Source organism: Microbacterium sp. NPDC091676, from assembly GCF_044756645.1.
GTDB lineage: Bacteria > Actinomycetota > Actinomycetes > Actinomycetales > Microbacteriaceae > Microbacterium > Microbacterium paraoxydans_D.
Window position 1 is genome coordinate 1864870 of sequence record NZ_JBIVTI010000001.1, and the last position, 14138, is coordinate 1879007.

Annotated in this window: 13 protein-coding genes; 4 read left to right on the top strand and 9 right to left on the bottom strand. The window is 72.9% G+C overall.

Features of this window, described 5'->3' with window-relative positions:
* The first annotated feature begins 1 nt into the window (after position 1).
* The 3 genes from kdpC to ACIQID_RS09105 are packed head-to-tail and all read left to right on the top strand — an operon-like array spanning position 2 to position 3833.
* Positions 2–607 (top strand): potassium-transporting ATPase subunit KdpC, encoded by a 606-nt coding sequence (gene kdpC, locus ACIQID_RS09095; protein WP_400284027.1) that lies wholly within the window; start codon positions 2–4, stop codon positions 605–607.
* Complete coding sequence (locus ACIQID_RS09100) at positions 604–3165, top strand: ATP-binding protein (RefSeq protein ID WP_400284030.1); 2562 nt, start codon at positions 604–606, stop codon at positions 3163–3165. Before kdpC ends, ACIQID_RS09100 begins: the two co-directional genes overlap by 4 nt.
* Complete coding sequence (locus ACIQID_RS09105) at positions 3162–3833, top strand: response regulator (RefSeq protein ID WP_060922829.1); 672 nt, start codon at positions 3162–3164, stop codon at positions 3831–3833. Before ACIQID_RS09100 ends, ACIQID_RS09105 begins: the two co-directional genes overlap by 4 nt.
* On the opposite strand, the gene ACIQID_RS09110 is transcribed toward ACIQID_RS09105, so the two are convergent.
* Positions 3830–4645: a TspO/MBR family protein gene (locus tag ACIQID_RS09110; RefSeq protein WP_400284033.1), complete on the bottom strand. Its 816-nt coding sequence runs from the start codon at positions 4643–4645 to the stop codon at positions 3830–3832. The genes ACIQID_RS09105 and ACIQID_RS09110 overlap by 4 nt on opposite strands.
* An 87-nt stretch (positions 4646–4732) precedes the next feature.
* Positions 4733–5299 (bottom strand): TetR/AcrR family transcriptional regulator, encoded by a 567-nt coding sequence (locus ACIQID_RS09115; RefSeq protein WP_400284036.1) that lies wholly within the window; start codon positions 5297–5299, stop codon positions 4733–4735.
* A gap of 95 nt (positions 5300–5394) precedes the next feature.
* On the opposite strand from ACIQID_RS09115, the gene ACIQID_RS09120 reads away from it, so the two are divergent.
* On the top strand, positions 5395–6237 hold the full coding sequence (locus ACIQID_RS09120) for an alpha/beta fold hydrolase (RefSeq protein WP_292790322.1): 843 nt from the start codon (positions 5395–5397) through the stop codon (positions 6235–6237).
* A 69-nt stretch (positions 6238–6306) separates the two neighbouring features.
* Here ACIQID_RS09120 and ACIQID_RS09125 read toward each other — a convergent pair whose 3' ends face one another.
* Genes ACIQID_RS09125 through ACIQID_RS09155 form a run of 7 tightly spaced genes read right to left on the bottom strand, consistent with a single transcriptional unit; the run spans position 6307 to position 14136 of the window.
* A complete protein-coding gene (locus ACIQID_RS09125; RefSeq protein WP_400284041.1) occupies positions 6307–8385 on the bottom strand; it encodes an iron ABC transporter permease in 2079 nt (692 codons plus the stop codon).
* Complete coding sequence (locus tag ACIQID_RS09130) at positions 8382–9413, bottom strand: iron-siderophore ABC transporter substrate-binding protein (RefSeq protein ID WP_331201706.1); 1032 nt, start codon at positions 9411–9413, stop codon at positions 8382–8384. The genes ACIQID_RS09125 and ACIQID_RS09130 overlap by 4 nt, the downstream gene beginning before the upstream one ends.
* A 25-nt stretch (positions 9414–9438) precedes the next feature.
* A complete protein-coding gene (locus ACIQID_RS09135; protein ID WP_312674049.1) occupies positions 9439–10278 on the bottom strand; it encodes an ABC transporter ATP-binding protein in 840 nt (279 codons plus the stop codon).
* Position 10279: 1 nt separating this feature from the next.
* The gene (locus ACIQID_RS09140) at positions 10280–11236 is read right to left on the bottom strand and encodes a siderophore-interacting protein (RefSeq protein WP_400284046.1); all 957 of its coding nucleotides are present in this window, start codon (positions 11234–11236) and stop codon (positions 10280–10282) included.
* Positions 11226–12026, bottom strand: a complete 801-nt coding sequence (locus tag ACIQID_RS09145) for an ABC transporter ATP-binding protein (RefSeq protein WP_136051913.1) — start codon at positions 12024–12026, stop codon at positions 11226–11228. Before ACIQID_RS09145 ends, ACIQID_RS09140 begins: the two co-directional genes overlap by 11 nt.
* Positions 12023–13096 (bottom strand): FecCD family ABC transporter permease, encoded by a 1074-nt coding sequence (locus ACIQID_RS09150; protein ID WP_400284049.1) that lies wholly within the window; start codon positions 13094–13096, stop codon positions 12023–12025. The genes ACIQID_RS09145 and ACIQID_RS09150 overlap by 4 nt, the downstream gene beginning before the upstream one ends.
* On the bottom strand, positions 13093–14136 hold the full coding sequence (locus ACIQID_RS09155) for an iron ABC transporter permease (protein WP_060922837.1): 1044 nt from the start codon (positions 14134–14136) through the stop codon (positions 13093–13095). The genes ACIQID_RS09150 and ACIQID_RS09155 overlap by 4 nt, the downstream gene beginning before the upstream one ends.
* Between the last annotated feature and the right edge of the window lie 2 nt (positions 14137–14138).

The window sequence follows — 14138 nt, forward strand, 5'->3', positions numbered from 1 at the left end:
CATGTCGTCCACCACCCGCACCACGATGCGCACCGCCGGTGTCGCCGTCCGCGCGATGCTCGTCCTCACCCTCGTCCTCGGCGTCGGGTACACGCTGCTCGTCACCGGCATCGGCCAGCTCCTCCTCCCCGCACAGGCGAACGGCTCGATGCTCCCCGGCGACCGGGGCAGCGCGCTCATCGGGCAGTCCTTCACGGATGCCGAGGGCGAGGCCCTGCCGGAGTACTTCCAGTCCCGGCCCTCGGCAGCCGGCGAGGGGTACGACGGAGCAGCGTCCGGCGGCAGCAACCTCGGGCCGGAGAATACCGACCTCGTCGCCGCCATCGCCGCCCGGAAGGCCGAGATCGCCGCGAGGGAGGGCGTCGATCCGTCCGCGGTGCCCGCGGACGCCGTGACCGCGTCCGGCTCCGGTCTCGATCCTCACATCAGCGTCGCGTACGCCCTGCTCCAGGTGCCGCGGGTGGCCGCCGCCCGCGACCTGCCGGAAGACGAGGTCCGGGCGCTGGTGGAGTCTAGGATTCAAGGGCGGGACCTGGGGTTCCTCGGCGAGGAGCGCATCAACGTCGCGGAGCTGAATCTCGCACTCGACGACCGGGAGGGTGCATGAGCGCAGAGCGGCCGCCGTGCCCCGCGACGGACCGGAACCGCCGCGGGCGACTGCGCGTCCTCCTCGGCGCCGCGCCGGGCGTCGGGAAGACCTTCGAGATGCTCGCCGAGGGCCGGAGACTCCGTGACGAGGGCCGCGACGTGGTCATCGCGATCGTCGAGACCCATGGTCGTGCGGCCACGGCTGCCCTCACGTCCGGTCTGCCCGAGGTGCCGCGCCGGGAGGACGCCCACCGCGGGGTCGTCCTCTCCGAGCTCGACCTCGACGCGGTGCTCGCCCTCGGCCCGGAGATCGCGCTCGTGGACGAGTTCGCGCACACGAACGCCCCCGGCTCGCGGAATCCGAAGCGCTGGCAGGACGTCGAGGAGCTGCTCGACGCGGGGATCGACGTCGTCACCACCGTGAACGTGCAGCACATCGAGTCGCTGAACGCGGTCGTGGAGAAGATCACCGGCATCGCCCAGCGCGAGACCATCCCGGACGCGGTCGTCCGCGCCTCCGACGAGATCGAGGTCGTCGACCTCGCACCGCAGACGCTCCGCGACCGCCTCGCCGCCGGCCTGGTCTACCCTGCGGAGCGCATCGACGCCGCCCTCTCGCACTACTTCCGGCTCGGCAACCTCACCGCCCTGCGGGAGCTCGCCCTGCTGTGGCTCGCCGACGAGGTCGACAGCGCGCTCCGTAGCTATCGCGCCGAACAGGGCATCGCCGGGGCGTGGCAGGCACGCGAGCGCGTGGTCGTCGCCCTCACCGGCGGCCCGGAGGGAGAGACGCTGCTGCGCCGCGGGGCCCGCATCGCCGCCCGGTCCGCCGGCGGGGAGCTGCTGGCCGTGCACGTGACCGCCCAGGACGGGCTGCGCGACGAGACCCCCGGCGCCCTCGCCGCGCAGCGCTCCCTCGTCGAGTCGCTCGGCGGGACGTACCATCAGGTCGTCGGCGACGACATCCCGGCGACGCTGGTGGAGTTCGCCCAGGGCGCCGACGCCACGCAGCTCGTGATCGGCGTGAGCCGGCGCGGCCGCCTCGCCGCCGCGCTCACCGGGCCGGGCATCGGCGCCGAGGTCATCCGCCGCTCGGGCGACATCGACGTGCACATCGTGACCCATGCCGCGGCGGGCGGCCGGCTCGCCCTCCCCCGCATCACCGGCGGTGCGCTCGGCTGGCGGCGTCAGGCCCTGGGCTTCGGCGTGGCCCTGGTGTTCGGGCCGCTGCTCTCGTGGCTGATGTTCACGTTCCGCAGCCCGGAGTCGATCACCGCCGAGGTGCTCGCCTACCAGCTGCTCGTCGTGGTGGTCGCCCTCATCGGCGGCATCCGGCCCGCCGTGTTCGCGGCCGTGCTCTCCGGCATCACCCTCGACTTCCTCTTCGTCGCCCCGCTGTTCACGATCACGATCGCGCACCCCCTGCACGTGCTCGCGCTCACCCTCTACGTCATCATCGCGATCCTCGTGAGCCTCATCGTCGACCAGGCCGCCCGCCGGGCGCGGACCGCGCAGCGGGCGACCGCCGAGGCGGAACTCCTCGCGGCCGTCGCCGGGAACGTGCTCCGCGGCGACAACGCCGTGCTCGCCCTCGTCAGCCGCACGCGGGAGGCGTTCGGGCTGAGCGGGGTGCGGCTGCTCACCCCGTCCGGCGACGTGCTGGCGAGCGACGGCGAGCCCGTGCCGGACGGCCGCGCCACGACCATCCCGGTCGGGGTCGCGTCCGGTGGGGGCCCGCGGGCCGTGCTGGAGCTCAACGGCGAGCCGATCGCCGGTCCGGAGCGCCGCCTGCTCGACGCGATCGTCGCCCAGCTCGCCGCCGCCATCGAGCACACCGACCTCCGCGCGACCGCCCGGGAGGCGGAGGCCCTCGCCGAGACGGACCAGGTGCGCAGCGCCCTGCTCTCCGCCGTCAGTCACGACCTGCGACGGCCGCTGGCCTCGGCGGTCGCGGCGATCGGCGGCCTCCGCGGCGCGCACGGCCTGTCCGCCGAGGACCGCGCGGAGCTGCTGGAGACCGCGGACGAGAGCCTCGCGACCCTCTCCGCCCTCGTCACCGATCTCCTGGACGTGAGCCGCGTGGAGGCGGGGGTGCTCGCGGTCTCGGCTCAGCGGATCGACGCGGCCGGCCCCGTGCTCGCCGCGGTGGACGAGCTCGGCCTCGGTCCCGCCGCCGTCGAGCTCGCCCTCGACCCCGACCTCCCGCCGCTGCACGCCGACCCCGTGCTGCTGCAGCGGGTGCTCGTGAACGTGCTCGCGAACGCCCACCGGCACGCCCCCGCGGGCAGCCGCGTGCTCGTGTCGAGCAGCCGGCTGGGGGATCGGGCGGAGCTCCGGATCGTCGACCGCGGCGCGGGGATCGCCCCCGAGCGGCGCGATGCGATCTTCCAGCCGTTCCAGCGCTTCGGCGACACCGACAACACGACCGGGCTGGGGCTCGGACTCGCCCTCTCCCGCGGATTCACCGAGGGCATGGGCGGTAGCCTGACACCGGAGGACACCCCCGGGGGCGGACTCACCATGGTCATCTCCCTGCCGCTCGCCGCAGGGACCGCCGACACGGAGGGCACGCAGTGAAGCTCCTCATCGCCGACGACGACCCGCAGATGGTGCGGGCGCTGCGGATCACCCTCGCGGCGCACGGCTACGAGGTCGTCGTGGCCGCCGACGGCGCCGCCGCGATCGCCGCCGCGGCGCAGACCCATCCCGACCTCATCATGCTCGACCTCGGCATGCCCCGGCTCGACGGCATCGAGGTGATCCAGGCCCTCCGCGGCTGGACGAGCGTGCCCATCATCGTCGTGTCGGGGCGGACCGGGTCGGCCGACAAGGTGGAGGCGCTGGACGCCGGGGCGGACGACTTCGTCACGAAGCCCTTCCAGGTCGACGAGCTGCTGGCCCGGCTGCGGGCGCTCTCCCGCCGCGCGGTCGCCGCGAACGGGGAGTCCGTGGTCGCGTTCGGGGATGTCGTCGTCGACCTCGCGACGAAGACCGTGACCCGTGCCGGCACCCGTGTGCACCTCACGCCGACCGAGTGGCGGATGCTCGAGCACCTCGCGCGGCACCCGGGCGCGCTGGTGACCCGGCAGGATCTCCTCAAGGAGATCTGGGGCAGCGCGCAGGTGTCCGACTCCGGCTACCTCCGGCTGTACATGTCGCAGCTCCGCAAGAAGCTGGAGCAGGAGCCCTCGGCGCCCGTGCACCTGCTGACCGAGTCGGGCATGGGGTACCGGCTGGTCCTCTAGCGACCGAGCGGGGCGCGGTCGCGCGTGCCGGCGAGGCGACGCCGCCGGAGGACCGCCACGACGCCGACGACGACGAGCAGGACCGCGACGATGATCGCGGTGACGGCGGTGGCCGTGCTCTCCGGCTCACCCGTGAGCCGCCCGACCGCGAGCCAGCTCAGGCCCCAGGCGGTCGCGAGCGCCGGAGCGAGGCGGCCGGTGAACCAGGCCGACGCGACACCGATCACCAGCACGACCACGAGCACGGCGACGGCCCAGGCGTCGGGGGCGTCCGCCCCGAGGCCCGGGACGGTCTGCGTGAGCCAGGCGGCGGTGTTGGCGACCGTCGCGATCGTGACCCAGCCGAAGTGCAGGCCGTTCGCCCCGTCGGTGAGGAGGCGGTCGGCGAGGCCTCGGGCGGGGAACCGACCGAGGAGCACGATAACGCGGGCGAGCGTCGCGAGCAGCAGCGCGATCACGAGCACGGTGAGCCACAGCGTCAGATACCGTGCGGTCACGAGCCAGAGGCCGTTGAGGACCATCGAGAGGGCGATCCAGCCGCCGACCGCCTGCTGACGCTCGTCCTGGCGCTGGGCGGGGAGGGCCTGCCACACGGTGTAGGCGAGGAGTCCGAGGTAGATGAGCGACCAGATCGAGAAGGCAGGCCCGGCCGGGGCGAGGTACGAGCCCTCCGCCGAGAGCGCACCGTTCTGCAGCTCGTCGACGGAGTCCCCGCCGAATGCTCCGGCACCGATGGCCGCGGCGATCAGCATGAACACGGCGGCGGCGATCACGAGGCTCTGGCGGGCGATGCCCTTCGTCGAGGTCTCCATGCCCGCACCCTACGCGGGGCGGGTGCGGAAGGCAGTGGCCTTGACAGGACGTCCCGGTTTCGCTAACCAAGTTAGCGAGTCGGGGCGTCAGGCCGGAGCGAGAGCGGCGTCGATCAGGACCTCGGCGGCGCGGCGTGCGTGCACGGCGGCCTCCGGGTCCGCGCCGATCGCCGCCGTGCTCTGCGCCCCCTCGGCGAGGAGCGAGAGCTGGGCAGCCAGCCCCGCCGGGGCGCCGGTGGCCGCGACGAGCTCCGCCATGTACTGCTGGAACGACGCCTTGTGCGCGCGGACGATCGCGGCGACCTCGGGACTCGTCCCCCCGAGCTCGCCGAACGCGTTGATGAACGCGCAGCCCCGGAACCCGTCGCTGCAGAACCAGTCCTCCAGGTAGCCGTAGACCGCGAGGAGGCGGGACCGCGGGTCGTCGCCGCTCTGCGCGACGGCGGCGGTGAGCCCCTGCTCCCATTCGGCGTGCTTCCGGGTGAGCACCGCCGCGACGATGTCGGTCTTCGCCGGGAACAGCGAGTACACGCGCCGCAGCGACACGCCGGCGGCGGACCGGAGCTCATCCATGCCGACCGCCGCGTAGCCCTTGCGGTAGTAGAGCTCCTCCGCGGCGGAGAGGATGCGTTCGCGGGCCTCGTCTTCGGTCATGTCCAGAAGTCTACTTGACACGAGAACGTACGTTCTCTAGATTGATCACATCAGGCGAGAACGATCGTTCTCACCGACATCGAAGGGAACACATCATGGGTTACATCACCGTCGGCACCGAGAACACCACCCCGATCGAGCTCTACTACGAAGACCAGGGCAGCGGCCAGCCGGTCGTCCTGATCCACGGCTATCCGCTGAACGGCCACAGCTGGGAGCGCCAGACCCGCGAGCTCCTCGCCCAGGGGTACCGCGTCATCACCTACGACCGCCGCGGCTTCGGCCAGTCCTCCAAGGTCGGCTCCGGTTACGACTACGACACGTTCGCGGCCGACCTGAACACGGTGCTCGAGACCCTCGACCTCCGCGACGTCGTGCTCGTCGGCTTCTCCATGGGCACCGGCGAGCTCGCCCGCTACGTCGGCCGCTACGGTCACGAGCGCGTCGCGAAGCTCGCCTTCCTCGCGTCGCTCGAGCCCTTCCTCGTGCAGCGCGACGACAACCCCGAGGGCGTGCCGCAGGAGGTCTTCGACGGGATCGAGGCCGCCGCCAAGGACGACCGCTACGCCTGGTTCACCCAGTTCTACAAGGACTTCTACAACCTCGACGAGAACCTCGGCACGCGCATCAGCCAGCAGGTCGTCGACGCGAACTGGAACCTCTCGGTCACCAGCGCGCCGGTCGCCGCGTACGCCGTGGTCCCGACCTGGATCGAGGACTTCCGCGACGACGTGAAGGCCGTGGCCGCCGCCGCCAAGCCCACCCTGATCCTGCACGGCACGAAGGACAACATCCTGCCGATCGACGCGACCGCCCGCCGCTTCCGTCAGGCCGTCCCGGAGGCCGAGTACGTCGAGGTCGAGGGCGCCCCGCACGGCCTCCTCTGGACCCACGCCGACGAGGTCAACGCCGCGCTCACGCAGTTCCTGGCCCGGTAACCCCGTTCGAATCGCCCGAATCGCCCCATTTCCCCCGGAGATGGGGCCATTCGGGCGATTCGAAGCGGGTCAGCGGGAGCGCCAGAGCAGCCAGACGAAGTACGGGGCGCCGATCAGCGCGACCACGAGACCCGCCGGGAGCTGCGCGGGGGCGATCACCGTCCGGCCGATCGTGTCCGCGATGCCGACGAGCAGCCCGCCGAGGAGCACCGCCGTCGGGATCACCCGCGAGTGCCGTGCGCCCACCAACGCCCGCGCGGCGTGCGGCGCCACCAGCCCCACGAAGCCGATGACCCCGATCGCCGTCACGCTCAGCGCCGCGAGGACGGCCGCCACCAGCAGCAGCGTCAACCGGACGGGCTCCAGCCGGATGCCGACCAGTCGCGGGGTGTCCTCATCGAGCGACAGCACGTCGAGCTCTCGGCGACTCATCACCACGAACGGCACCGCGATCACGAGGACGATCGCCAGCGGGACGACCTGCTCCCACACCCGCCCGTAGGTCGTGCCGGAGAGCCAGGTGTAGATCTTCGGGGTGTCCCACGGGTTCGACCGCAGCAGGAGGAAGGTCGTGAGGGAGACCGTGAAGTACGAGACCCCGATGCCGATCAGCAGGAACCGGTCCGCGTTCAGGCCGCCCCGCCACGACAGCAGGTAGACGAGGGCGAAGGCGAGCAGCGAGCCCGTGACGGCCCCCACGATCATCCCGCCCGCCGACGACGTGATGCTCGTGATCACCAGCACCGCGCCGAGACCGCCGCCGCCGGTGACGCCGAGGATGCCCGGGTCGGCGAGCGGGTTGCGGCTCACCCCCTGGATCACGGCGCCGGAGAGCGCGAGCGCGGCGCCGGCGACCACGGCGGCCACGATCCGCGGCGCGCGCTCGTCGAGGGCGAAGGCGATGGGAGCGGGAGCCTGCCCCTGCAGCCACAGCGCGATGTCGCCGGTGAGCAGCCAGGTGTGCCCGGCGAGCAGTCCGAGCAGCAGCACCCCGACCACGCCGAGGGCGACGAGGGCGAGGGTGATCCGGAAGCGCAGGCGGCTGCGCACCCCGAAGCGCACCCGTGGAGGCTCGCGCGTGGGTCCGGCGTCACGGAGGCGGCGGGCCATGAGCACGAGCACGATCGCGCCGAGCAGCGTCGTCGCGACGCCGGTCGGGATGAGGATCGCGGCCTCCGCGCCGATCAGCGCGCGCAGGAGGGCGTCGGAGAGGATGACGACGAGGGCGCCGAGGAGCCCCGACGCGGGGATCAGCAGCACATGGCGGTTCAGGCTCGGCACCACCCGCGTCAGCAGCCGCGCGAGCACCGGCGCACACAGCCCGACGAAGCCCATCGGTCCGGCGAGCGTCACCGCGACCGCCGTGAGGGTGACCGCGAGGAGGATCCCGATGGTCCTGGTCGACCGGATCGGCACGCCGAGCGACGAGGCGGTGTCGTCCCCCAGGGTGAGGATGTCGAGGCGCCGCGCGAGCACGAGGGCCAGCACCGTGACGACCACCACGACCGGAGCCGCCTGGAGGAACGCGGTGAGTCCGAGCTGCGACAGGCTCCCGCTTCCCCAGGCGAGCAGTCCCTTGGTCTCCTCGTCGAACAGGATGAGCAGCGTCGAGGTCGCGGCCTGGAAGGCGAGCGCGAGCGCGGTGCCGGCGAGGATGAGGCGGGTCGTGGACGACCCCGCCCCTCCGGCGAGTCCGAGCACGATGCCCGCGGCGACGATGCCGCCCGCGAACGCCACCGCCCCGGAGGCCCACACCGGCACCGCGATCCCGAACGCGGCGAGCGCCGTGACGGCGAGGTAGGCCCCGGCGGTCACGCCGAGCGTGTCGGGCGACGCGAGGGCGTTGCGGGCGAGGGACTGCAGCAGGATGCCGGCGACCCCGAGGGCGATGCCCACCGCGACACCGGCGGCGAGCCGCGGCACCCGCGACCCCCAGAGGACGTCGGCGTCGGCGAACACCGCGCCGCTCGTGCCCTGGGTGAGGTGCCAGCAGGCGACCGCTACGAGCACGACGGCGAGAGCGACGAGCACGCCGACGCCCGTCCACACCGCGGGCTTCCGCCCCTCCGCCTCCACGGGGACGGCGGATGCCGGGGCGTCGGGCTCCGCGGTCGCCGTCGCGTCGTCGAGGCGGAGGGTCTCCGTCACTTCGAGAGCACCTCGAGGTAGCCGTCGATGATCTGCGCGGTCGAGCGCGGGCCGCCGAAGGTCCAGATGCCGGCCGGGAACGCGGTCAGGCGGTCTTCCGCCACCGCGGGGAGCGAGGTCCAGGCGGGGTTGTCGGCGAGGGCGTCGACGAAGCTCTCCGAATCCGGGTCCGCGGTGCCGGTGTAGAACAGGTTCGCGTCGCCGACCGTGGTCATGCCCTCGACATCGGTCTGCCCGAGGCCGTACACGGGGTCGACCTCGCCGGTCCAGGCGTTCGTCAGCCCGAGCTCCTCGCCCACCTCGCCGACGAGCGAGCCCTGGCCGAACGGACGCAGCGCCACGTTGCCGCCGTCGACCCAGCCGTCGAAGAACACGAAGTCGGTCGTGGCGAGGTCGCGGTCGGCGAGCTCGGCCTTCGCGGTGTCGAGGTGATCCTGGAACTCCTCGGTGACGACGTCGGCCCGCTCCTCGCGGCCGGTGGCCTGGGCGATGAGGTCGAAGGTGTTCAGCATCTTGGCGATCGGGTCCTTCGCATCGGCGCCGATCGTCGCGAGCACGGGCACGTCGTAGGCCTCGAGCTGCGCGACGATGGGGTCGTCCGCGGCATTGACCTCGACGATCACGAGGTCGGGATCGGTGCCGAACAGCGTCTCCAGATTCGGCTCCTGGCGGGTGCCCACGTCCACGACGCCCTCCGGCAGCTCCTCGGCGGTGACCCAGGTGCTGTAGCCCTCGGCGTCGGCCACCGCGACCGGCGTCACGCACAGCGACAGCGCGTCCTCGATCTGCTGCCACTCGAGCACCGCGATGCGCGCGGCCGGCTTGTCGAGCTCGACCGTGCGGCCGAGGTCGTCGGTGACGGAGACCGCCCCGGTCGAGGTGCTCGTGGCGTCGTCCGTGCAGCCCGCGCTCGTCGAGGTCGGGGCGTCCGATCCCTGGGCGGACGGCGTCTGCGTGGTGCCGCACCCGGCGAGCGCGAGGGTGAGGGCGCCGCCGAGGGCGAGCACGGCGAGGGGGGTCTTCTTCATCGGTGGTTCCTTCAGGGGGTCGGGATCAGGAGGCGGAGGGGGCGCGGAGGCGACCGTGGTGGCGGCCGCGCGGACGCACCCGCACCAGGCCGGTCTCCTCGTCGAGGGCGGTGTCGATGCGCAGGCCGTACACGTGCGACAGGTTCTCGCCGGTGAGGACCTCGGCGGGAGCCCCCGCCGCGTGCACCCGCCCTCGGTGCATCAGCACGACGTCGTCGGCGACCGAGGCGGCGTGGTCGAGGTCGTGCAGCACGACGCCGAGCGCGGTGCCGTGGTCGTCGGCGAGCTCCCGCACCAGGTCGAGGGTCTCCACCTGGTAGCGCAGGTCGAGGTGATTGGTCGGCTCGTCCAGCAGCAGCACCCCGGTGTCCTGGGCGAGCGCGGTCGCCAGCCACACGCGCTGCAGCTCGCCGCCGGAGAGCTGGTCGACCGGACGGGCGGCCATGGCGGACAGCCCGGTGAGGGCGAGGGCACGCGCCACGGCGGCGCGGTCGGCGTCGCTCACGCCGGAGAAGCGTCCGCGGTGCGGGTGCCGGCCGTAGGCGACGACGTCGGAGACCTCGATCCCGGAGGGGTGCGGCCGGGACTGCGACAGCATCGCGACGGTCTTCGCGAACTCCTTGGCGGAGAGCGTGGCGGCGTCGCGCGACTCCGCGCCGCCGACGCGCACGGTCCCCGCATCGATGCGGTGCAGCCGCGCGAGGGCGCGGAGGACGGTCGACTTGCCGCTGCCGTTCGGACCGATCAGCGCGGTCACCCGACCCGGCGCGAGGCGCAGGGAGACGTCGTGCACGACGCGGGTGCGGCCGTAGCCGAGGTCGAGGGATTCCCCCTCCAGACTGTGACGATCGATGGCCTCGGTCATCTCAGCCCCGCATCGCGACGCCGCGGCGCCAGTAGCCCATGAAGGCGACCTGCGCGCGGTCGACCCCGAGGTCCTTCACGAGGTGCCGACGCAGTGTCGTCACGACGCCGCTCTCGCCCGCGATCCAGAAGTAGCGGCCGGCGGGGTCGTCCTCCCGGGCGATCTCCTCCCCCAGCCCCGAGTACTCCGGAGTCTCCCAGAGGAGGTCCTCCCCCTCGATGTCGGTGACGCGGATCTCGTCCCCGGCGTCGTCGTCGCCCAGGTGCTCGAGCACCGCGGGGATGAGGCGGAGGCCGTGCGGCTCGCCGGCATCGCGCGGCAGCCAGTGCACGTCCACCCCGGCCGGCGCGTCGATCGCGAGCACGTCGGCGGGCGACGGCACCTCGATGAACGCCGTGCCGCGGAGGTCGCGCGGGGCGTCCTCCAGGATGCGGGCGATGGCGGGGGCCGCGGTCTCATCCCCGACGAGGACCACCGAGGTCGCCGTCCCGGGGGCGTACTCCGCTCCGCCGTGCGCCACGACGCCCCGGCGCGGGCCGACCAGCCACAGCTCCTGGCCCACCGCGGCCGTGCTCGCCCAGCGCGAGGCCGGACCGGTGAGCCCCGGCTCCAGGTGCAGCACGAAGTCGATGTCGACCTCGGTGTGGCCGTCGTCGTCGACCCGCAGCTCGCGCACGGAGTAGGTGCGCATCGAGCCGCGCTCCTCCTCCGGGACGGACAGGTACGAGCCCCACCAGTCGTACGTCGACCGGTCGATCTCGGCGAGCACGCCGGACGCGGGCGGGAAGACGAGCTTGACCCGGCTGTCGTACACCTCCCCCGGCGTTCCCAGCTCGCTGAGCTCCTCGCCGCCGAGCGTCACCCGCACGAACGACGGGGAGACGCGGTCGACGCCGCGCACCTCGGCGCGGGTGAGGATGTAGGTCGGACGCTCGGTCGTGGTGGATTCAGCGGACATGATGCCTTCCGATGGGGGTGACCATCGGCTTGCCGGAGACCGGGTCGATGGTGATCTGGTTGGGGAGGCCGAAGACCTCCTGCACGAGTTCGGCGGTGACGATCTCCTGCGGGGCGCCGATCGCGTGCACGCGACCGTCCTTCATGGCGACCAGCTCGTCGGCATAGCGCGCGGCGAGGTTGAGGTCGTGCAGCACCATGACGATCGTGGTGCCGCGGGCCACGCTGAGGTCGGTGAGCAGGTCGAGCACCTCGACCTGGTGGGCGACGTCGAGGAAGGTCGTCGGCTCGTCCAGCAGCAGGATGTCGGTCTCCTGCGCGAGGGCCATCGCGATCCAGACCCGCTGCCGCTGGCCGCCGGAGAGCTCGTCCACACTGCGGTCGGCGAGGTCGCTGATGCCGGTCGCGTCCAGGGCGTCGGCGACGACCTCGTAGTCATGCGCACTCCACCGCGACAGCGCCCGCTGATGGGGATGGCGCCCGCGACCGACGAGGTCGGCGACGGCGATGCCCTCGGGGGCGACGGGCGACTGCGGCAGGAGGCCGAGGATGCGCGCGACCTCCTTCGTCGGACGGGCGTGGATCGACTTCCCGTCGAGTACGACCTCCCCGTCCCCCGGGGACAGCAGGCGGGCGAGGGCGCGCAGCAGCGTCGATTTGCCGCAGCCGTTCGCGCCGACGATCGTGGTGATCTTCCCCGGCGCGATCTGCAGGTCGAGGCCCTCGACCACGGTGCGGTCGCCGTACGAGAGGGTGACCCCCTCGGCGGACAGGCGGTGGGCGGCGGTCACAGCGAGCCTCCGGTGCGGTTGGTGCGGATGAGCAGATAGATGAGGTACGGCGCGCCGACGACGCCGGTGACCACGCCGACCGGGTAGCGCGCGCCGAGCGCGAACTGGGCGATGAGGTCGCCGCCGAGCACGAGCACCGCCCCGACGAGGCCGCTGGGCAGCAGCAGCGTGGCGCCGGGACCGGTGAGCCGCGCGGCGATGGGTCCGGCCATGAACGCGACGAACGCGATCGGCCCGGTGGCGGCGGTCGCGAAGGCGAGGAGGGCCACGGCGCCGAGGATGAAGACGAGGCGCGTGGCGGTGACCCGCACGCCGAGCCCCGCGGCGGAGTCGTCGCCGAGCTGGAGCGTGCCCAGCGCCCGCCCCTGCGAGAGCAGCAGCGGCACGAGGATCGCGGCGGCGATCGCCATCGGCAGCACCCGCTCCCAGGACGCGTTGTTGAGGCTGCCGGTGAGCCACTGCATCGCGGTCTGGATGTCCCAGTTCGCGGCCCGGGACAGCAGGTAGGAGATGACGCTCTGCAGCATCGCCGCGACGCCGATCCCGATGAGGATGAGGCGGGTGCCCGCGAAGCCGCCCTTGATGGCGAGGAGGTAGATCGCCAGCGCCGTCACGAGGGCGCCGACGAGCGCGAGGAGCGAGACGGCCGGGCCGTTGAGCGAGAGCACGACGATGCCGAACACCGCGGCGGCGCCGGCGCCGTTCGAGATGCCGATGATGTCCGGCGAGGCGAGCGGATTGCGCAGCATGGTCTGGAAGGTGACCCCCGCCATGCCGAACGCGAGGCCCGTGAGGATCGCGAGGACCGCGCGGGGGAGCCGCAGGTCGCCGACCGTGAACGAGGCGCCGGGCACCGTCTCGCCGAGGATCACGCGGATGACCTCGTCGAGCGGGTAGAACGTGTTGCCGACCATGAGCGCCACCGTGAACAGCACGACCACGACGACCCCGAGCGCGAGGGTCACCGTCGCGTGACGGCGGTGGCGTGCCCGGCGGCCGGCGATGATGCGCGCGGTGCGGGCGGCGGCGGACTCGTCGCCGCGGACGAGGGTGTGCTCGGTCGTGCTCACAGCTCCCGCACCTTCTGTCGTCGGACGATCCAGATGAAGAACGGCGCCCCGATGATCGCGGTGATGATGCCGACCTGGATCTCCTCGGACGACGGCGAGATCACGCGTCCGACGATGTCGCTCGCGGTGAGCAGCGCGGCGCCGGCGAGGGCAGAGAACGGCAGCAGCCAGCGGTGGTCGGTGCCCACGAGCATCCGGCACATGTGCGGGACGATGAGCCCGACGAATCCGATCGGCCCCGCGATGGCCGTCGCCGCGCCAGCGAGGATGACCGCGCCGAGGGCCGACAGCATCCGGGTGCGCAGCACATGCTCGCCGAGGCCCTTGGCCATGTCGTCGCCGAGGGCGAGGGAGTTCATCCCCCGTGCGCACAGGAAGCAGATGAGGGCGCCGACCGCGAGGACGGGCGCGGTGATCGCGATCCGGGGCCACTCCGCCCCGCCGACGCCGCCGATCTGCCACGACTGGAACGTCTGCAGCAGGTCGACCCGCGGCAGCATGACCGCGCTGATGAGCGAGGCGAACGCGGCGGAGGTCGCCGCCCCCGCGAGGGCCAGCTTCAGCGGCGTGGCCCCGCCGCGGCCGAGGGAGCCGACGGTGTACACGAAGACGGCCGCCGCCGCGGCGCCCACGATCGCGAAGGCCATCTGCCCGTAGGGGTTGCTGAGCCCGAAGAACGCGATGCCGAGGACGACCGCGAAGGAGGCGCCGTTCGAGACCCCCAGGATCCCGGGGTCGGCGACGGGGTTGCGCGTGACGGCCTGCATGGTCGCCCCGGCGAGGGCGAGGGCCGCCCCCACGAGGAGCGCGAGCACCGTGCGGGGGATGCGCTTGACGACCGCGGCCTGGGCGATCGTGTCGGTCTGGCCGGAGAGCGCCGCGAGGATGTCGTCGAGGGTGACCGCCCGCACCCCGAACGACACCGAGAGCACGACGAGCACGAGGATCACACCGACCCCAGCGAGCAGCCAGAGGGTGCGCACCACCGTCGGACGCCGCAGGGTGGCGGCGTCCGACGCGAGGACGGGTGCTGAGATCACGA

Excerpts from the sequence above, each read along its gene's own strand:
- kdpC (WP_400284027.1), top strand. The coding sequence starts at position 2 with ATGTCGTCCACCACCCGCACCACGATGCGCACCGCCGGTGTCGCCGTC.
- ACIQID_RS09100 (WP_400284030.1), top strand. The coding sequence starts at position 604 with ATGAGCGCAGAGCGGCCGCCGTGCCCCGCGACGGACCGGAACCGCCGC.
- ACIQID_RS09110 (WP_400284033.1), bottom strand. The coding sequence starts at position 4,645 with ATGGAGACCTCGACGAAGGGCATCGCCCGCCAGAGCCTCGTGATCGCC.
- ACIQID_RS09115 (WP_400284036.1), bottom strand. The coding sequence starts at position 5,299 with ATGACCGAAGACGAGGCCCGCGAACGCATCCTCTCCGCCGCGGAGGAG.
- ACIQID_RS09120 (WP_292790322.1), top strand. The coding sequence starts at position 5,395 with ATGGGTTACATCACCGTCGGCACCGAGAACACCACCCCGATCGAGCTC.
- ACIQID_RS09130 (WP_331201706.1), bottom strand. The coding sequence starts at position 9,413 with ATGAAGAAGACCCCCCTCGCCGTGCTCGCCCTCGGCGGCGCCCTCACC.
- ACIQID_RS09135 (WP_312674049.1), bottom strand. The coding sequence starts at position 10,278 with ATGACCGAGGCCATCGATCGTCACAGTCTGGAGGGGGAATCCCTCGAC.
- ACIQID_RS09140 (WP_400284046.1), bottom strand. The coding sequence starts at position 11,236 with ATGTCCGCTGAATCCACCACGACCGAGCGTCCGACCTACATCCTCACC.